20 protein-coding genes, 3 tRNA genes and 1 pseudogene are annotated in these 16,566 nt (G+C 63.6%); 13 read left to right on the forward strand and 11 right to left on the reverse strand.

The window, feature by feature from the left end; translation table 11 throughout:
- Window positions 1–58 precede the first annotated feature (58 nt).
- The 3 genes from METH_RS12055 (at window position 59) to METH_RS12065 (ending at window position 1,860) form a co-directional block, all read left to right on the forward strand.
- Window positions 59–133 (forward strand) — tRNA-Gly (locus tag METH_RS12055).
- 144 nt (window positions 134–277) lie between these two features.
- Window positions 278–352 (forward strand) — tRNA-Gly (locus METH_RS12060).
- 155 nt (window positions 353–507) lie between these two features.
- Entirely contained in the window at window positions 508–1,860 is a 1,353-nt protein-coding gene (locus METH_RS12065) for an aminotransferase (RefSeq protein WP_024090758.1), read from the forward strand.
- Between the two features lie 58 nt (window positions 1,861–1,918).
- Here METH_RS12065 and METH_RS12070 read toward each other — a convergent pair whose 3' ends face one another.
- Window positions 1,919–2,158, reverse strand: coding sequence for an Lrp/AsnC family transcriptional regulator (locus METH_RS12070; RefSeq protein WP_024090759.1), 240 nt, complete (start codon window positions 2,156–2,158; stop codon window positions 1,919–1,921).
- Between the two features lie 173 nt (window positions 2,159–2,331).
- Here METH_RS12070 and hisB point away from each other — a divergent pair, with 173 nt between their 5' ends.
- Entirely contained in the window at window positions 2,332–2,919 is a 588-nt protein-coding gene (hisB, locus tag METH_RS12075; protein ID WP_024090760.1) for an imidazoleglycerol-phosphate dehydratase HisB, read from the forward strand.
- A 135-nt stretch (window positions 2,920–3,054) separates the two neighbouring features.
- Window positions 3,055–3,693, forward strand: a complete 639-nt coding sequence (hisH, locus tag METH_RS12080) for an imidazole glycerol phosphate synthase subunit HisH (RefSeq protein WP_024090761.1) — start codon at window positions 3,055–3,057, stop codon at window positions 3,691–3,693.
- 173 nt (window positions 3,694–3,866) lie between these two features.
- Here the strand turns inward: hisH and METH_RS12085 are convergent, their stop codons facing one another.
- Window positions 3,867–4,595, reverse strand: a complete 729-nt coding sequence (locus tag METH_RS12085) for an AraC family transcriptional regulator (protein ID WP_024090762.1) — start codon at window positions 4,593–4,595, stop codon at window positions 3,867–3,869.
- Window positions 4,596–4,698: 103 nt separating this feature from the next.
- Between METH_RS12085 and METH_RS12090 the strand changes: the two genes are divergently transcribed.
- Both METH_RS12090 and METH_RS12095 read left to right on the forward strand, forming a co-directional pair.
- Window positions 4,699–5,235, forward strand: a complete 537-nt coding sequence (locus tag METH_RS12090) for a peroxiredoxin-like family protein (protein ID WP_024090763.1) — start codon at window positions 4,699–4,701, stop codon at window positions 5,233–5,235.
- Between the two features lie 100 nt (window positions 5,236–5,335).
- On the forward strand, window positions 5,336–5,587 hold the full coding sequence (locus tag METH_RS12095) for a WGR domain-containing protein (RefSeq protein ID WP_024090764.1): 252 nt from the start codon (window positions 5,336–5,338) through the stop codon (window positions 5,585–5,587).
- 2 nt (window positions 5,588–5,589) lie between these two features.
- On the opposite strand, the gene METH_RS12100 is transcribed toward METH_RS12095, so the two are convergent.
- The gene (locus METH_RS12100; RefSeq protein WP_024090765.1) at window positions 5,590–5,976 is read right to left on the reverse strand and encodes a DUF2147 domain-containing protein; all 387 of its coding nucleotides are present in this window, start codon (window positions 5,974–5,976) and stop codon (window positions 5,590–5,592) included.
- Between the two features lie 135 nt (window positions 5,977–6,111).
- Between METH_RS12100 and hisA the strand changes: the two genes are divergently transcribed.
- Together hisA and METH_RS12110 are read left to right on the forward strand one after the other, a co-directional pair.
- Window positions 6,112–6,834, forward strand: a complete 723-nt coding sequence (gene hisA / locus METH_RS12105; RefSeq protein ID WP_024090766.1) for a 1-(5-phosphoribosyl)-5-[(5-phosphoribosylamino)methylideneamino]imidazole-4-carboxamide isomerase — start codon at window positions 6,112–6,114, stop codon at window positions 6,832–6,834.
- Between the two features lie 25 nt (window positions 6,835–6,859).
- Window positions 6,860–7,150, forward strand: coding sequence for a hypothetical protein (locus METH_RS12110; RefSeq protein ID WP_024090767.1), 291 nt, complete (start codon window positions 6,860–6,862; stop codon window positions 7,148–7,150).
- A 30-nt stretch (window positions 7,151–7,180) separates the two neighbouring features.
- On the opposite strand, the pseudogene METH_RS12115 reads toward METH_RS12110, so the two are convergent.
- Window positions 7,181–7,627: pseudogene (locus tag METH_RS12115) on the reverse strand (DUF302 domain-containing protein).
- Window positions 7,628–7,870: 243 nt separating this feature from the next.
- On the opposite strand from METH_RS12115, the gene METH_RS12120 reads away from it, so the two are divergent.
- The 3 genes from METH_RS12120 to METH_RS12130 all read left to right on the forward strand — a co-directional run bounded on the left by METH_RS12120 (window position 7,871) and on the right by METH_RS12130 (window position 9,456).
- Window positions 7,871–8,275 carry a hypothetical protein gene (locus tag METH_RS12120; protein ID WP_024090768.1) on the forward strand — a complete coding sequence of 135 codons (405 nt, stop codon included), beginning with the start codon at window positions 7,871–7,873 and terminating at the stop codon, window positions 8,273–8,275.
- Between the two features lie 105 nt (window positions 8,276–8,380).
- Window positions 8,381–9,142, forward strand: a complete 762-nt coding sequence (gene hisF / locus METH_RS12125; protein ID WP_024090769.1) for an imidazole glycerol phosphate synthase subunit HisF — start codon at window positions 8,381–8,383, stop codon at window positions 9,140–9,142.
- Window positions 9,139–9,456 carry a phosphoribosyl-ATP diphosphatase gene (locus METH_RS12130; protein ID WP_024090770.1) on the forward strand — a complete coding sequence of 106 codons (318 nt, stop codon included), beginning with the start codon at window positions 9,139–9,141 and terminating at the stop codon, window positions 9,454–9,456. The genes hisF and METH_RS12130 overlap by 4 nt, the downstream gene beginning before the upstream one ends.
- Window positions 9,457–9,741: 285 nt before the next feature.
- Here the strand turns inward: METH_RS12130 and METH_RS12135 are convergent, their stop codons facing one another.
- The 3 genes from METH_RS12135 to rlmB form a co-directional block, all read right to left on the reverse strand.
- Complete coding sequence (locus METH_RS12135; RefSeq protein WP_024090771.1) at window positions 9,742–10,212, reverse strand: CoA-binding protein; 471 nt, start codon at window positions 10,210–10,212, stop codon at window positions 9,742–9,744.
- 205 nt (window positions 10,213–10,417) lie between these two features.
- Complete coding sequence (locus METH_RS12140; protein ID WP_245602884.1) at window positions 10,418–10,867, reverse strand: YHS domain-containing (seleno)protein; 450 nt, start codon at window positions 10,865–10,867, stop codon at window positions 10,418–10,420.
- Window positions 10,868–10,979: 112 nt separating this feature from the next.
- Entirely contained in the window at window positions 10,980–11,756 is a 777-nt protein-coding gene (rlmB, locus tag METH_RS12145) for a 23S rRNA (guanosine(2251)-2'-O)-methyltransferase RlmB (protein ID WP_024090773.1), read from the reverse strand.
- Between the two features lie 120 nt (window positions 11,757–11,876).
- Here rlmB and METH_RS23945 point away from each other — a divergent pair.
- A tRNA-Tyr gene (locus tag METH_RS23945) sits at window positions 11,877–11,960 on the forward strand.
- Window positions 11,961–12,092: 132 nt separating this feature from the next.
- Here the strand turns inward: METH_RS23945 and METH_RS12150 are convergent.
- From METH_RS12150 to METH_RS12165, 4 genes are all read right to left on the reverse strand, one after another.
- Entirely contained in the window at window positions 12,093–12,611 is a 519-nt protein-coding gene (locus tag METH_RS12150; RefSeq protein ID WP_024090774.1) for a DUF2478 domain-containing protein, read from the reverse strand.
- Window positions 12,612–12,673: 62 nt separating this feature from the next.
- A complete protein-coding gene (locus METH_RS12155; RefSeq protein ID WP_024090775.1) occupies window positions 12,674–13,336 on the reverse strand; it encodes an NnrU family protein in 663 nt (220 codons plus the stop codon).
- 124 nt (window positions 13,337–13,460) lie between these two features.
- A complete protein-coding gene (locus tag METH_RS12160) occupies window positions 13,461–15,497 on the reverse strand; it encodes an ABC transporter permease (RefSeq protein ID WP_044008410.1) in 2,037 nt (678 codons plus the stop codon).
- Window positions 15,497–16,561, reverse strand: a complete 1,065-nt coding sequence (locus tag METH_RS12165; protein ID WP_044008411.1) for a quaternary amine ABC transporter ATP-binding protein — start codon at window positions 16,559–16,561, stop codon at window positions 15,497–15,499. The genes METH_RS12160 and METH_RS12165 overlap by 1 nt, the downstream gene beginning before the upstream one ends.
- Window positions 16,562–16,566 lie beyond the last annotated feature (5 nt).

Raw genomic sequence — 16,566 nt, forward strand, 5'->3', positions numbered from 1 at the left:
TTTTCCCTCTTGCGGGTCAATTTGGAAAGCCCTAAACACCGCCTCACCGAATGGCAGCGCGGGCGTAGCTCAGGGGTAGAGCATAACCTTGCCAAGGTTAGGGTCGGGCGTTCGAATCGCCTCGCCCGCTCCATTCGCAAGACGGACAGGCCGCCCTCGGGGCGGCCTTTCGCGTTTCCGCCCCAACGGGACGCGCTGCACTTTCTTCCCTCCCCGGTCATTTTCCTCTTGCGGGTCATTTCGGAAAACCCTAGATACCGCTTCACCGAATGGCAGCGCGGGCGTAGCTCAGGGGTAGAGCATAACCTTGCCAAGGTTAGGGTCGGGCGTTCGAATCGCCTCGCCCGCTCCATTTGGAACCGAAAAGGCCGTCCCTCGGGGCGGCCTTTCGCTTTTCCGCAATCCCTGCGATTAATTTGATCAAATTCCTTTGACGCAGGGCGCAAAACGCGCCAAACCTATTGGCAAATGCGCCCCTTGAGGGCGGTTTACCGGAGGAGTTTGGCCATGGCCCCTGTGATCTATCCCACCACCAATTTCACCGCGACCGAGCAGCTGTGCCTGGACCGCGGCGAAGGTATTTACGTCTATGACACGGACGGCAACAAATATATCGAGGGCCTGGCGGGCCTGTGGTGCACCTCGCTGGGCTACAGCAATACCGAGGTGATGGACGCGATCACCGAGCAGCTTCACAAGCTGCCGTTCTCGCACACTTTCGGCGGCAAGACCCACGCGCCGATCATGCAGCTGGCGCAGAAGCTGAAGGCGATGGTGCCGGTCGAGGATGCCTATGTCTTCTTTGGCAACTCAGGCTCGGACGCCAATGACACCCACGTGAAGATGCTGCGCTATTACTTCAACGCCATCGGCAAGCCGGAAAAGCGCAAGATCATCACCCGCGAGCGCGGCTATCACGGGGTGACGGTTGCCGCGGGCTCGCTGACCTCCTTGCCCGCGAATCTGGCGCATTTCGACGCGCCGCTGGAGGCGCTGCACATTCTGCGCTCGGACGCGCCGCATTATTACACCGGCCGCCAGGGCAACGAGACCGAAGCGCAGTTCACCGACCGGATCATCGGCAATCTGGAACAGCAGATCCTGGCCGAAGATCCCGACACCATTGCCGCGATGATCGTGGAGCCGGTCACCGGCGCGTCCGGCGTGATCGTGCCGCCGGAGGGTTATTACGAGAAACTGCAGGTACTGCTGCGCAAACACGGCATTCTGGTCTGGGCGGATGAGGTCATCACGGGCTTCGGCCGGACCGGCGCCGATTTCGGCTGCACCGCCATGGGCATCAAGCCGGACCTGATGACCTTTGCCAAACAGCTGTCCTCGGCCTATTTCCCGATTTCGGCCTCGGTCATCCCCGGCTGGATGTATGAGGCGATGATCAATCAGACCAACGAGGTCGGCGTCTTTGGCCACGGCTACACCTATTCCGGCCACCCGGCGGCCTGTGCCGCGGCACTGAAGACGCTGGAGATCTACGAGCGCGACAACCTGTTTGAACACGCCGCCGAGGTTGGCGCCTATATGCAGGCGCAGCTGCGCGGGATCTTCACCGATCACCCGCTGGTGGGCGAGGTGCGCGGCATAGGGCTGATTGCGGCGCTGGAGCTGGTGTCGAACAAGACCACCGGCGCCAGCTTTGACAAGGGCGCTGCCGGGGCCGCCGCGCAGAAGGCCTGTGAGGCAAACGGGCTGATCATCCGGGCGGTGGCAGGCAATGCGGTGGCGCTGTGCCCGCCGATCATCATCACCAAGGATGAAGTCGACGACATGCTGGCGCGGCTGAAGACAGCCATCGACAGCGCCTACGGGGACCTGAAAGACAAAGACCTGCTTGCGGCCTGATCTGCCCTGACCAAAAGAAAACGCCCCGGCGTCCGGGGCGTTTCGTTTTTCCGTCTGCTTAGAAGACCTTATAGGTCATTGTCGTCAGCGACCGCTCGATCCCCTCGATCTGCAGCAGCTCGTCGTTGATGTATTTGCCCACATCCTCGCCGCTGGGGATGTAGAGCTTCATCAACAGGTCGAAATTGCCGCTGGTGGAGTAAAGCTCGGAGTGGATTTCGCGCAGCGCGATTTCCTCGGCCACCTTGTAGGTGGTGCCGGGTTTGCAGCGGATCTGGACAAAGACGCAGGTGGACATGGGTGCCCCTCATGGATGGTCAAGGAATTGCGCCCAAGCTCGCATGCGCCGCATCCGGGCGCAAGAGACCGGAATTGCTGCAACAGATTGCCCCCATGCACAATGCCGCACTTGAGCCAGCCCCCCTGCCCGCCCTATAAGCGCCTCGCAGCTTGACGAAGGACAGCCCGCCGATGCGTACCGCCACAGTGACCCGCAAAACCGCGGAAACCGATATCTCGGTCGAGATCAACCTCGACGGCACCGGGGATTATGACAACCAGACCGGGGTTGGTTTCTTTGACCACATGCTGGACCAGCTGGCGCGCCATTCGCTGATCGACATGACCATCCGCGCCAAGGGCGATTACCACATCGACGACCACCACACGGTGGAAGACACCGGCATCGCGCTGGGTCAGGCGCTGGTGCAGGCGCTGGGGGACAAGAAGGGCATCCGCCGCTATGGCGAATGCCACCTGCCGATGGATGACGCCCAGGTGCGCTGCGCGCTGGACCTGTCGGCGCGCCCCTTCCTGATCTGGAACGTGGCGCTGCCGGCCCAGAGGATCGGCGCCTTTGACACCGAGCTGGTGCGCGAGTTTTTCCAGGCGCTCAGCACCCATGGCGGCATCACCCTGCACATCGACCAGCTGCACGGGTTCAACAGCCATCACATCGCCGAGGCGGCGTTCAAGGCGGTGGCCCGTGCGCTGCGGCTGGCGGTGGAGACCGATCCGCGCAAAGCGGATGCGATTCCGTCGACCAAGGGTGCGCTGTAACGTGCAGGCAAGACGCTGAGGCCAGCGCCCGTCCGCGGGCGGCAGCGAAGCGCCCGCCCATGGGGGCGGACGGGCGCTGCCCGGCTTTGCAGCCGGGCCTTCACCGGCCCCACGCAGCAACTATGAGGAAACACCATGCTGACTGCCATCATCGACTATGAGTCCGGCAACTTGCACTCGGCCGAGAAAGCCTTTCAGCGCATGGCGCGGGAGATGGACGCGGGCGAGGTTGTGGTGACATCGGACGCGGATGTGGTTGCGCGGGCCGACCGGCTGGTGCTGCCCGGCGATGGCGCCTTCCCGGCCTGCGCGGCAGAGCTGCGCGGCCACAAGGGCATTTATGACGCAATGGTCGAGGCGGTGGAGCAAAAAGGCCGCCCGTTTCTGGGCATCTGCGTCGGCATGCAGCTGATGGCCACCACCGGGCACGAGTATCAGGAGACGCCGGGCCTTGGCTGGATCGGCGGCGATGTGGTGAAGATCACGCCGGCAGATGCGTCCCTGAAAGTGCCGCATATGGGCTGGAACGATCTGGTGATCCAAACCGGGCACCCGGTGTTTGACGGCATCACATCTGGCGACCATGTGTATTTCGTGCATTCCTACCATTTCCGCGCCGCCAACCCGGCAGAACGGCTGGCGCATGTGGATTATGCAGGTGACGTGACCGCGGTCATTGGCCGGGACACGATGGTGGGAATGCAGTTCCACCCGGAGAAGAGCCAGGCGACGGGACTGCGGATGATCGGCAACTTTCTGACCTGGAAGCCCTGAACAAACGGCGCTGGCGCGCCGTTGCCTCCCCTGCCGGCGGCAACGGCGCCTGCCGGGCAGGCAAAGGGTGTATTTTTGAAAGATGAAATGGCACAGCCTGCTGCTTGATCTTTCAAAAAACACTCAATGCCCCAGCGCAGCCAGCCCCGCCCCGCCCTGTCAGGCCGCCCCCCCTAAGCCGCGCTTCTCAGCGAAACCGGTGCCACGCCATAGACCTTGCGAAAGGCGCGGGTGAAACCTTCGGGAGAACCGTAGGCATAGCGGCGCGCCACCGCCTCCACCCGGTCGCCGCGGGTGAGGTCCTGATGGGCCAGGATCAGCCGCCAGCGGCGCAGGTAGCCCATCGGGGTTTCTCCGACTTCGGCGGAAAAAAGTTCAGCAAAGCGCGACAGTGAAAGCCCGGCCTCCTGCGCCAGATCGGCGTTGGTCCAAAGCCTGCCGGGGCGGTCGTGCATTGCCACAATCGCACGGCTGAGGCGCGGGTCCGCGAGGCCTGCCAGCAGCCCCGGTTCAGTGGCGCCTTTCCGGATCTGACTGCGCAACAGGCGCACCATCAGCACCTCGCCCAGCCGGTTGATCACCGATTGCGCGCCGCAGTGCCGGCCTTCGGATTCGTCCCGCATCAGGCGCACCAGCCCCTGCGCCTCGGCATTGCCGCTGATGCTGTAATCCACCAGCGGCGGCAGTGCCGCCAGGAACGGGTTGCTGTTGCCCGACCAGGTCACCCGTGCAGCCCACATCACAGCGCCCGGAGCCGGTTCCGCCAGCGCGCCCCTGGTGCGATACAGGATCCGCACCGGCTGCCCCGCTGCATCTGCCAGTGCAATCAGATTGGCTTCTGCAGGCCCGGCGGCCTGCACTGCAAGCTGGAAGCGGTCGATCAAGGTGGTGAGGCGGTCCATGTTTCCGGGGTTCCAGTCAGGTTTTTCGGATTTATCCGACAGTAAGCTGCGCGATACAGTGAAGCAACCACTACTCACGCCACCATGCACAAGGAACACGCCCATGCTGATCCCCCGCCAGAAGACCCCCGGCCTGACCCTGCCGACGCTGGACCACGGCCCGTTCGACCTGTCTGCGGAAACGGCCGAGCGCGGCACCGTGATCTGTTTCTACCGCGGGCTGCACTGCCCGATCTGCGCGACCTATCTGAAAGAGTTCGAAAAGAAGGTCGCGGCCTTTGCCGAGCGCGGCGTCAATTGCATAGCGGTCAGTTCTGACGGGGAGGAGCGCGCCCGCGCGATGGCCGAAAAGATCGAAGCCAAGGAGCTGCGGTTCGGCTATGATCTGCCGCTGTCCGTTGCCAAGGAATGGGGGCTCTATATCTCGACCTCGCGCGGCAAGACCTCGATCGGGATCGAGGAGCCGGCGCTGTTTGCCGAACCCGGCCTGTTCCTGGTGACGCCGGAGCAGACGCTGTACTACGGGTCGGTGCAGACGATGCCGTTTGTGCGCCCGCATTTCGCCGAGCTGGTCGCGGCGCTGGATTTCGCGATCCCCAACAACTACCCGGCGCGCGGCGAGTATACCGGTGCTGTGTAGCGCTGCCGCCAGCCTGTAAAATCGGCTGTGTCCGGCAATGGACAAGGGGTCCGCTTCCATGCATACGGGACGGACCTTTTTCCGCGCTTCAGGTTTCCCCTTGCACATCCGTTTCGAGAAATACGACCATACTGAAGGCAAGCACCGCTATTGCCAGCTGAGCCTGACGCCGACACTGTTCGGCGACTGGTGTGTCGAGCGTGTGTCGGGACCGCTGAATGCGCCGGGCGGGGTCCAGAAGCGCGCGTATTTTGCCGCGCAAGCTGAGGCGCTGGCGATCTTTGAACGTTTCCGGGACCGGCAGATGAAGCGTGGCTATGCGCCGATCCCGGTGCAGCTGGGTCTGCTTTAGCTTTATTCGATCCGGGTCCAGGTCTGTTTCGAACAGATCAGCCCGCCAGCCACGCAGCCGCGCAGGGCAAGGCTGTTTCCGGCCATGTCCATCTTGCCGATGTAGACCTTGTTATTTGACGGCCGCCAGACCTTGCCCTCGTAAGACCCGCCGCCGTTCGGCACCATGTCAATCACCAGCGTCCTGCCGATGTTGGGGGATTGATACTCTCCCTCGCTGTTGAAAGTGCGGGCAATCTTGCCGCAGACGGCGGCGCCGCATTTATCCATTTGGATATGGGCATAAGAACCGTCATCGGGCTGGGTTTTCCAGACGCCCAGAACCGGGTCCGCCGCGGCGGCGCCTGCCAGCCCCAAGGCAACGGCCAGACCTGCCAGAAGATGTTTCATTCCAATTCCTCCCTGTTTTTCAGGCAGCCTGTCCCTGATGCGCCCGCTGAGGCAAGGTTGACTTTGGGTCGCGTTGCATTCTGCCCTTACGTTGTGCAAAACACCGCCAGCATATCTTTACCAAGGACCGCCCGGATGATCCTCTACCCCGCGATTGACCTCAAAGACGGCCAGGCCGTGCGCCTGCTGCATGGCGAGATGGACAAGACCACCGTGTTCAACGACAACCCTGCCGCCCAGGCGCTGGAGTTTGTCGCGGCGGGCTGCGAGTGGCTGCATCTGGTGGACCTGAACGGCGCCTTTGCCGGTGAGCCGGTGAATGCCGCGCCCGTCGAGGAGATCCTGAAGCAGACCAAAGTGCCGGCACAGCTGGGCGGCGGCATCCGCGATATGGCCACCATCGAACGCTGGATCGGCAAGGGCCTGGCGCGGGTGATCCTGGGCACCGTGGCGGTGGAAAACCCGGATCTGGTGCGCGAGGCGGCGCGGGAATTCCCGGGCAAGGTCGCCGTTGGCATCGATGCCCGCAACGGCCGCGTCGCAACCAAGGGCTGGGCCGAGGAGACCGATGTGATGGTCACCGATCTGGCGAAGTCATTCGAGGACGCGGGCGTTGCCGCGATCATCTACACCGACATTCTGCGCGACGGCGCCATGAAGGGGCCGAATATCGCCGCCACCGCCGATCTGGCCAATGCGGTCAGCATTCCGGTGATTGCCTCTGGCGGCGTCTCCTCGCTGGACGACCTTCGCGCGCTGAAGTCCTGCGGTGCGCCGCTGAACGGTGCGATTTCGGGCCGGGCGCTGTATGACGGAGCGATTGATCTGACAGAGGCGCTGGCGGTTCTGAAGAGCTGACACGGCGCAGGAACCGGGAGACCGCATGCGCCTGATCCGCCGTATCCTGGCCATCGTCGCCCTTGGGCCCATTGTCCTGTGGCTGCTGTGCATCGCCTTTGTGATGCTGCTGGGGTTTGGCTTTGGCTGCGAAATCAACGAAGGTTTTGCCAGCCCCTGCGTGGTGCTGGGCCGGGACCTGAGCGAGACCGCCTATTCCATGGGTCTGTTTGCCGCCTGGGGACCGCTGATTTTCGGACCGGTCTCCCTTGGCGGCGGGTTTCTTTGGGCGGTTGCCGTGGCGATCAGCCGCCACCGGTCCCGCCCGCGCCGGTAAGGAACGGGATAGTCCGCCAGTTAACCGGAACTATTGCGCGGCAGCAGCCGTCAGTTTGCCCACGGCCCCCTGCATCTTGGCGATGAAGCCGGCATCAGCGGGGATATCGAGGGTGGAGAGCATCTCTGCCGGGTCCTCATACGTCAGCCAGACCTGGCCTTCCGCATCCTTATAGGCCAGCACCCTAAGCGGCAGATAAAGCCCCGCCCGCATGTCGGCCTGCATTGCCGGGGTGCCCAGCTTGGGGTTTCCGAAGATCAGCAATTACGAGCCAGCCAGCTCCATCCCCGCTTTTTGCGCGCCTGCGGCATGGTCGACACGGGCAAACACGGTGGCGCCGGCGCCCTCAACCGCGGCCTGCAGCGCATCCATGGTCTCCGCAACGGGCTTCTGGCTGGGTATTTTCATCAGCTCGGCGGCGGCGGGCAATGCGGACATAAGGGCGATGGCAGTTGCAAGGATAACGCGTGTCTTCATAACGGCTGCTCCAAATTTAAGGGTCGCCAGAACACGATCGAGGCATGCGGGCCGGACAGGCAATTCACATCTGTGGCATCGGCAGCTCCTTGCTGCCATCCGGCTAAGACACTGTTTGATCATTAGAGCTGCAATGCAGGGTTGCAACCCCGTTTACTATGATGCACGCCCCCCGATACCCGGTAAGTTTGTGGATTGCCCGGTAAGCATGGGTAATTTTGTCTATTTTGAAAGAAGCTTTCCATGGATGCAATTGACTTGTCCTTAGCCGCCCATTTCACCGTTACAACCCTCCCCCTTGTGACCTGTTTCGCTTTCGCACTTCGCGACACCATTCGCAGGACGCCCAGCCAGGCATTGTTTCCGCCGTTTGCAAACCGGTGGACCGGTTATGGCGGTCTTTGGATCGTCATTCTCCTGGTAGCTTATTGCTGTGCGTGGATCGCCCTTACATTTGGCGGCTGCACAGGAGGGTTTAAGAATTGTTGCACCTGCACTCTGATCCCTGACTCCGTAGGAAGATATGCCTCGTTCTTAATCTTGTTTGGCTTCATTTACCTGATCACCACTGCCTTGCCGGCTCTGGTGCTCTTCGGGGGCGTAGAGATTGCCTACAGGTTGCGCACCAGGAAGATTTCCACTCATTGAAACCACCGCCCGCCCGGGCCAAAACGCACACAGACTGCCATATTTGTTGCGCTTGCGCCCGGGTTTGCGTACCCACGGGCGCAAGCAGTTCGAAAGGCACGATCCATGCTGAAGACCCGTATCATCCCCTGTCTCGACGTCGCCGACGGGCGCGTGGTCAAGGGCGTTAATTTTGTCGGCCTGCGCGATGCGGGCGACCCTGTGGAAACGGCCAAGGCCTATGACGCGGCCGGCGCGGATGAGATCTGCTTTCTCGACATTCATGCAACCCATGAAAACCGCGGCACCATGTTCGACGTGGTGCGCCGCACTGCCGAACAGTGCTTTGTGCCGCTGACCGTGGGCGGCGGGGTGCGGACCAAGGATGATGTGCGCGCGCTGCTGCTGGCGGGGGCTGACAAGGTCTCCTTCAACTCGGCCGCCGTCGCCAACCCGGATGTGATCGCCGAAGCCGCGGATCAGTTCGGCAGCCAGTGCATCGTCTGCGCCATCGACGCCAAGACGGTGGAACCGGGCCGCTGGGAGATTTTCACCCACGGCGGGCGCAAACCCACCGGCATCGACGCGGTGGAATTTGCCAGGCTGGTGACAGCCAAGGGGGCCGGGGAAATCCTGCTGACCTCAATGGACCGCGACGGCACCAAATCGGGCTTCAACCTGCCGCTGACGCGGGCGATTTCCGATGCGGTGGACGTGCCGGTGATTGCCTCGGGCGGGGTCGGCAACCTGGATCACCTGGTGGAAGGGGTGACCAAAGGCGGCGCAAGCGCGGTGCTGGCGGCGTCGATCTTCCACTTCGGCGAATACACCATCCAGGAAGCCAAGGACCACATGGCCGCCGCCGGGATCCCGATGAGGCTGTCATGAGTATTCTGCACGATCTCGAAGCCACCATCCTGTCCCGCAAGGGCGCCGACCCGGACAGCAGCTGGACCGCCAAGCTGCTTGCCAAGGGGCCGGAAAAATGCGCCGAGAAATTCGGTGAGGAGGCAATCGAGGCCATCATCGAAGCGGTGAAGGGGGACAGTGGAAAACTGGCCTCCGAAGGCGCTGATGTGCTGTATCATTTCCTGGTGATGCTGGCAGCCCGGGATGTGGCGCTGGAGGATGTCCTGCAGGTGCTGGCCGAGCGTCAGGGCCTGAGCGGCATCGCCGAGAAGGCCGGCCGCCCCAAGGGCTGATCCGTCCCGGGCACATGCACGCAGGCAAGACCTCCCGCGCCGGACAGATGCACTTGCCTGCGGCAAGCACGCGCTCTCCGCCTTGGGCCTGGCGCCGCTGCGCGGAGCAGAGCCCCCGCTGTGGCCCCGTTGAAGGGCCGGTTTCCCCTTCCGCGCCTTCACGATTGTTTTGAGGCGCGCCATATAAAAGGCAAGCCGCGCCGCGCAGCGGCGCCCGGCCCAACCGTGGAGGCCGCCCCGAAGGGCGGCAGGCATGGGCGGGAGCACCTCCGCCCTGCCGCAGCCTCACAGCTTCGAGGATATGATCCCGGTGGCAAAACCGCCGAAACGCAGCTCTCCGAACAGGCGCTGGTATTCGATCTTGGGGCAGCGGTTCTGGATCACCGTGACACCGCGGGCCTCTGCCCTTGCAGCGGCTTCGGCATGTTCCACACCGATCTGCATCCAGATGGTCTGCAGCTCAGGGAACAGCTCCAGCGCCTCGTCCACAATGGGCGGCACCGCCTCGGAGCGGCGGAAGATGTCGACCATGTCCACCGGCACATCGATTTCAGAAAGGCCGGCCCGCACTGTTTCGCCGAACAGCACCTTGCCTGCATGGCCGGGGTTCACCGGAATCACCCGATAGCCTTTGAGCCCCAGATACCGCGCCACGTAATAGCTGGGGCGCACCGGGTTCATCGACACGCCGACCACGGCCACCGTTTTGGCCCGCTGCAGGACCGCTTTCAAATGCTTATCACTGTATTCCGTCATGCCGCGCACCCTAGCCCCGCCTGCCGCATCCGCAAAGCCGGTTTCATCTCCGGCACAGAAAAAAGCGCCCGGATGAACCGGGCGCTAGGTATGGAACGAGGGACAGTGAAAAAGATCTGCGGTGGTTCCACTCCGCAGTCCCTATTGAATATGGGCCACAGTTGAAAAAATAAAAGCCCACCTCTCGCATTTGTGAGGTGACAGGCTATTTCCGCAGTACCGCAGGCCAGTGGGCACGCCCATCCGCAATCAATTGCACGGTGTCCGCGCGCCACAGATGATGAACCCTGCGGTTATTCAGAAGAAACAGCTCTCCGTCCACGATGGCCCAGATCTGCGGGTTTCCGTCATGCAGCTGCCCCTGCGACACCGCATAGGCGCAATAGCCGCCGAAAGCCGGCGCAAAGGCCCGGGGATTGGCCTCGAACAGCGCCTGGTTGCGGGCCGAGGCAAAGCGCCAGACGACACCCTTCCACATCACCGCATGGCTGCGCCGTCCGGGCTCTGCCGCGCCGCGTTCGAAGAACGCAACTGTATCATAACCGCCGATAGCGACCCCTGCGCGAGAGGAGAAAACAGCAGCATCCGCCCGCACCGCACCCGGCAGGGACATCAGCATCACCGCAACGGCCATCAGGACCAGACGCAAGGCCACATTGCACTCCATTCACTTCCTGCAACAGACTTCGGACTCTGCCGCACCGCTCCGCCTTTGCAAAGACGGCATACGCAGATGTGATCATGCTGTGACGGCCGGCGCCGCGGCCCTAGCGGGCGATTGAGGCATAAAGCGCGATTGCGGCCGCATTGGACACATTGAGCGAGCCAAAGCCGCCCGCGGCGTCAATCTTGACCAGCCCGTCAACGGTCTCCTTGGTTTTCTGCCGCAGCCCCGGCCCTTCGGCGCCCAGCACCAGTGCCACAGGCAGGTGCTTCTTGCCATCCAGGGCGGCCTCGACGGTCTGATCCGCCTCGCCGTCCAGCCCCAATACGATGAAGCCCATGCGCTGCAGCTCGGTGATGGTGTCAGACAGGTTGCGCATCCGCAGATAGGGCTGGCGTTCCAGCGCGCCGCTGGCGGTTTTGGCCAGCGCCCCGGTTTCCGGCGCCGAATGGTGGCGCGTGCCGATCACCGCGCTGGCACCCAGCACCTCGGCCGAGCGCAGGATGGCGCCGACGTTATGCGGATCGGTCACCCGGTCCAGCAGCAGCACCCGCGGCGCCTCGCGGCCGATGCAATTGTCGGCCAGCCCGCCCCAGTTCAACGGCTTCACTTCCAGCGCGGCGCCCTGATGCACCGACTGCGCATCAATCGGCGGATTGAACTTGCGCGGGTCGATCACCTCGGCCTCGACGCCCGAGGCCGCAATCGCATCGGACAGTTTCACTTCGGCGTTCATGGTCACCATCAGGCGCAGTTTTTCCCGCTGGGGATTCATCAGCGCATCGCGCACCGCATGCAGCCCGAACAGCCATACGGTTTCTGCCGAAGCGGCCTTTTTGGACTGTTCTTTTTCGACGACCCATTTGGGTTTCTTGGACATTTTGCTCTCCAGCAGAAAGAATTTCCGGGCGCTTTGAAAAACTTGCGATTTTCCTGTTGACGCCCGTTTGGCCTGCTAGTAATCACGCCTCCACGTCAGGTGCAACACTCACCTGACAGTGGGCGACAGGCCGCAAGGTGTGGCAGGGGACTGTAACTCCCTCGCGGAGACGCACGCCTGGTTCGATTCCAGGGTCGCCCACCATCTTCTCTCTTTTACAGACCGGACGATGGTGGTTCAGCTGCAGGCTGAACAGGCTGTACGCCGCCCGGCACAGCAAAAAGCCCGCATGAAGTTCGCGGGCTTTCCGGTTGATTTAGAATGCGAATGTGCCGGTCAGGCGGTTTCGGCCACGGCTTGGCCTGCCCAGGCGATCAACGCGTCCAGATTCGGCCCCGCCTCCACCGCCATGCCGTCGGCAAAAGCCTGGAACGGCTCCACATTCATTTTGTTGACGCCGGAAATCACCGGAATGCCCAATGCCAGCGCCTCCCCGATGATGGGGCGCATGCCGCGTCCGTCGGCCTCATGCTTGCCGAATTTATTGACGATCATCAGCTGCGGCCGCGGGTCGGATTGCAGCGCAGCCGAGACCTTTCCGACCGCCCGTTCCAGCGCTTCCGGGTTCAGCCGGCAGCCGCGAGCACCTGCGCCCAGGGATTGCGAAATCCGGATGGTTTCGCCGTCTGGCAGAACCCGCACATCCATGTCGCAGAGCTCCTTGTCGTAGCATTCCACATTGGTCTGCACGATGCCCGCCAGGCGAAAGCCCTTGGCTTGCAATTTCTCTGCCAGCTCACTCAGCAATCGGTCGGTGGCACCGCGTTCTTGGGTCATCACATAGGCCAGGTGCATCGGTTGTTCTCTCCAGTCTCGTGTCTTTTTATAGGTGGTCATACGGCGTGCAGGGTCAACCCCTACCAGGACAGAGGCTGATAGCCGATGACCGGCGCATGCAGGATCAGCAGGACCAGGAAAACCGCTGCCGCCAGCACCGCCTCAAGCATTGCAGGGCGCAGGCGGGCCAGGTTCAGCCGTGCGGTATTGCGGCTGAGACGGTTCCATTCGCCCTGCCCCAGCCGGCGCCGTGTGCGGCTGTCGATCAGTGCCATGCCGATCCAGGCAAACCCCGCGAACAGGCCGAACAGGATCACATGCGCCAGATCGCCATTGGCCAGCAGATGCGCCCCGGCCCACAGCGCCATCGCGGCCAACAGCGGGTGGCGGCTGACCGCCAGAATGCCGGGATCCGCCGGATCAAAGGCCCGCAGCCCCAGGCCGCCGAAACTGAACGGGTTCTGCCGCATCATCCCCGCCACAGCCAGCAGGCAGGCCAGCGGCATCAGCAGAAGCGGCGCCCAGCGGAAGAGGTTCCAGTGGGGCAGCACCCCGGCATTAGGCGCCCGTGCCGCCGCCACCACCAGCCAGGCCAGGATTGCCAGCGACAGCAGGCTGTAGGCGGTGAAGTAGCCGCGCAGTCCCAGGCGTCGCACCAGCCAGGGCCGCACCGGCGGGCGCACCGGGATCGCGTGGCTGAGCAGAAACAGTGCCAGCGCCGCGGTGAATTCAAGCCAGCCCATCGGGGTTTCTCCAGAATTAGATCAGTCTTGATTGCAGCTATACGCGGGCGGGCAGTATAGAACGTTGCCCCAGATCAAAAAAGGGCGCCGCTGGGGCGCCCTTCTCATGTCTCTGCAGCCAGGCTTACAGCCCCAGCGCCTTGCGCCGCTCCTCCGCAAAGCCCTGCACCATGCGGTCGGCAATCAGCGCCAGGATCGCCATCGCCGCCCCGGCAGAAATGCCCAGCCCGACATCCGCCTGCCCCAGCGCCAGATAGATCGACTGGCCCAGGCCGGTGGTTCCGATCAGCGCCGCAATCACCAGCATCGCAAAGGCGTATAGGATGGTCTGGTTCAGCCCCAGCAGGATCGACGGCGCCGCATAGGGCGCGCGGATGTCCTTGAGCATCTGCCATTTGGTGGCGCCGGAGGCAGTTGCGGCCTCGATCATCTCCTCCGGCGTTGCGACCAGCCCATGCCGGGTGTAGCGGATCATCGGCACGATGGCATAGGCGATGATCGCCAGGAAGGCCGAGAACTCGCCGATCTGGAACACCATCAGCACCGGGATCAGGAAGACAAACAGCGGGATCGTCTGCAGCATGTCGCAGATGGGGCGCACCACCCGCCACAGGCCCGGCGACACCGCCGAGGCAAGGCCGATGGCGCCGCCCAGCACCGCGCAGGCAAACACCGCAGCACCGGAGAGATACAGCGACAGCAGCGCCCGCTCCCACAGGCCGGAGATCAGGATGGTGCCCAGCAGGACCACGGTCAGGATCGCCAGCCCGCGCCCGCCGGCCACCCAGCCCAGCGCCCCGGCGCCGACCAGCACAAAGGGCCAGGGCAGCTGCGAGATCCCCGTTTCCAGCATGCCGGCGGCAATCAGCAGCATCACGCCCAGCGCCAGCTGGCCGCGCAAGGCCAGGACCAGCCCCGCAGCGGCGGCCGCCGCAAACAGTCCCAGGCTCATCGCCGGAGTCCAGGCAAAGCCCCAGGTAAAGGGCAGCACCGCCTGATCCAGCCCGATCCGCAGCGGCAGCAGCACATAGAACAGCACGTTGGTCTTCAGCGCCGTCAGCGCGTCGGCATTTGCAGTGGTAAAGGCCGACAGCCCCCTGTCCACACTGTCCGCCACCGGGTTGAACAGGGCATAGGCGCCGGGCTGCTGAAGGCTGCCCCAGAAGGCCGCACTCGCCACCGCGCCGATGGCCAGGATGCCCCAGGCAATTCGCGGGTCGTGTTTCTCGCGCCGGTCTTCGGTCAGGGTGCCGCTCATCCGGTCGATCAGGATTGCAAAGATCACGATCACCAGCCCCGCCAGCAGGCTTTGCCCGAACTGCGCCTTGCGCATGGTCAAAAGGACCTCCCAGCCGATATCGTCAAAGCCGCCGATCACGGCGGCGATGATCACCATCGACAGCGCCGCCATCAGGCATTGGTTGACACCCACCATGATCTGCTGCCCGGCGGAGGGGATCTCGCACTGGAACAGCTGCTGCAGCCGGGTGCCGCCGGCCATGACGGCGGCTTCCTTGATCTCGGGCTCCACCCGCTCCAGCCCAAGCAGCACATTGCGGGCCATTGGCGGCGCGGCATAGATGGCCGACGCGATCAGTCCGACCACCGGGCCAAAGCCGAACAGCACCAGCAGGGGGGTGAGATAGGCAAAGGTCGGAACCGTCTGCATGATGTCCAGCAGCGCCTGCACCGGTTTGCGGATCTTCGGGTATTCATTGGCCAGGATGCCGATGCCGCCGCCGATGATCAGCGCCAGCGGCACCGAGACGGCGACCAGCGCCAGCGTGTTCATGCTCTCGGGCCAATAGCCCGACGCCAGCACGAACCCCAGACCCACAATGGCCATCAGCGCCATCCGCACCCCGCCCAAGGTCCAGGCCAGTGCCGTGGCGGCGCAGATGACCAGCGGCCAGGGGGCGTTGCTCAGCACATAATTGGCGGCTTCCATCGGATAGAACATCAGCGCCGAGAAGCCGCGCGCGGCGGGTTTGACCGATGCCAGCAGCCAGTCCATCGCCGCCCCGACCCAATCGGTCGCGGGCAGCACCCAGGCGGCGGGAAATTTCACCAGCCACGGCAGGCTGCCTTCCAGAGCCAAGCACAGCGCCCCCGCCGCCGCCGCGATCAGCGCCGCCGCGGCGCCTTTTGTCAGCCCCTTCATCAGCCCTGCTCCACCTGCAGCGCCGCCGCCAGGTCTGCCGGGTTCACAACGCCAACCAGCTGGCCGTCAGCGGAGCGGACCGGCACCGGTTCGTACAGCTCCATGCAGCGTGCCAGGGCGGCATCCAGCGTCATGTCCTGACGCAGGCCGGGATCATCGGCGCCATAAACCAGCTCCGCGCCGGTTTCCATCACCGAGGCCACACGGGCATGGCGGCCCTTGGCCACATCCTTGGAGAACTCGCGCACATAATCATCCACCGGGCGCAGCACGATGTCGGCCGGCGTGCCGATCTGCACGATCCTGCCATCGCGCATGATGGCAATACGGTCGGCGAGCTTCAGCGCTTCGTTGATGTCATGGGTGATGAAGACGATGGTGGTCTTCAGCTTGGCCTGGATCTCAAGGAATTCATCCTGCAGCTGGCGCCGGATCAGCGGGTCGAGGGCCGAGAACGGCTCATCCAGGAACCAGACCGAGCAATCCGCCACCAGAGACCGGGCAATGCCGACCCGCTGGCGCTGGCCGCCGGACAGCTCGCGCGGGTAGTGGTGTTCGCGTCCGCCCAGGCCGACCAGCTCAATCACTTCCTGCGCCTTGGCCAGCCGCTGCTTCTTTTTCATCCCCTGCACCCGCAGCGGATAGGCGGTGTTTTCCGCCACTGTCATATGGGGAAACAGACCGAAGTGCTGAAACACCATGCCCAGCTTCTTGCGCCTGAGTTCGATCAGCCGCTTGGGGCTGGCCTCGACGATGTTTTCGCCGTCGATCCGGATCTCGCCGCCGGTTGGGTGCAGAAGATGCGAGATGCAGCGGATCAGGGTCGACTTGCCGGAACCTGACAGCCCCATGATCACAAACAACTCCCCTTCATTCACTTGAAAGGAAGCATTCTGAACCGCCGGGATCAGCCCCCTGCGGCGCAGCTCCCCGGCAGCGTCATGCGGCGAGTGATGGTTTGCCAGCACCTCTTTCAAGGCGCTGCCTGCGTCATTGCCAAACACCTGCCAGACATTCCGGCAGGTGATGGCGGGCGTGCCGGTGCCGGCTTCGGGGCCGCTCACTGGGC

Origin of the sequence: Leisingera methylohalidivorans DSM 14336 (genome assembly GCF_000511355.1) — a bacterium.
Lineage (GTDB): Bacteria > Pseudomonadota > Alphaproteobacteria > Rhodobacterales > Rhodobacteraceae > Leisingera > Leisingera methylohalidivorans.

Coding starts and splice junctions, on each gene's coding strand:
- METH_RS12065 (WP_024090758.1), top strand. CDS start 508: ATGGCCCCTGTGATCTATCCCACCACCAATTTCACCGCGACCGAGCAG.
- METH_RS12070 (WP_024090759.1), bottom strand. CDS start 2,158: ATGTCCACCTGCGTCTTTGTCCAGATCCGCTGCAAACCCGGCACCACC.
- hisB (WP_024090760.1), top strand. CDS start 2,332: ATGCGTACCGCCACAGTGACCCGCAAAACCGCGGAAACCGATATCTCG.
- hisH (WP_024090761.1), top strand. CDS start 3,055: ATGCTGACTGCCATCATCGACTATGAGTCCGGCAACTTGCACTCGGCC.
- METH_RS12085 (WP_024090762.1), bottom strand. CDS start 4,595: ATGGACCGCCTCACCACCTTGATCGACCGCTTCCAGCTTGCAGTGCAG.
- METH_RS12090 (WP_024090763.1), top strand. CDS start 4,699: ATGCTGATCCCCCGCCAGAAGACCCCCGGCCTGACCCTGCCGACGCTG.
- METH_RS12100 (WP_024090765.1), bottom strand. CDS start 5,976: ATGAAACATCTTCTGGCAGGTCTGGCCGTTGCCTTGGGGCTGGCAGGC.
- hisA (WP_024090766.1), top strand. CDS start 6,112: ATGATCCTCTACCCCGCGATTGACCTCAAAGACGGCCAGGCCGTGCGC.
- METH_RS12110 (WP_024090767.1), top strand. CDS start 6,860: ATGCGCCTGATCCGCCGTATCCTGGCCATCGTCGCCCTTGGGCCCATT.
- METH_RS12120 (WP_024090768.1), top strand. CDS start 7,871: ATGGATGCAATTGACTTGTCCTTAGCCGCCCATTTCACCGTTACAACC.
- hisF (WP_024090769.1), top strand. CDS start 8,381: ATGCTGAAGACCCGTATCATCCCCTGTCTCGACGTCGCCGACGGGCGC.
- METH_RS12130 (WP_024090770.1), top strand. CDS start 9,139: ATGAGTATTCTGCACGATCTCGAAGCCACCATCCTGTCCCGCAAGGGC.
- METH_RS12135 (WP_024090771.1), bottom strand. CDS start 10,212: ATGACGGAATACAGTGATAAGCATTTGAAAGCGGTCCTGCAGCGGGCC.
- rlmB (WP_024090773.1), bottom strand. CDS start 11,756: ATGTCCAAGAAACCCAAATGGGTCGTCGAAAAAGAACAGTCCAAAAAG.
- METH_RS12150 (WP_024090774.1), bottom strand. CDS start 12,611: ATGCACCTGGCCTATGTGATGACCCAAGAACGCGGTGCCACCGACCGA.
- METH_RS12155 (WP_024090775.1), bottom strand. CDS start 13,336: ATGGGCTGGCTTGAATTCACCGCGGCGCTGGCACTGTTTCTGCTCAGC.
- METH_RS12160 (WP_044008410.1), bottom strand. CDS start 15,497: ATGAAGGGGCTGACAAAAGGCGCCGCGGCGGCGCTGATCGCGGCGGCG.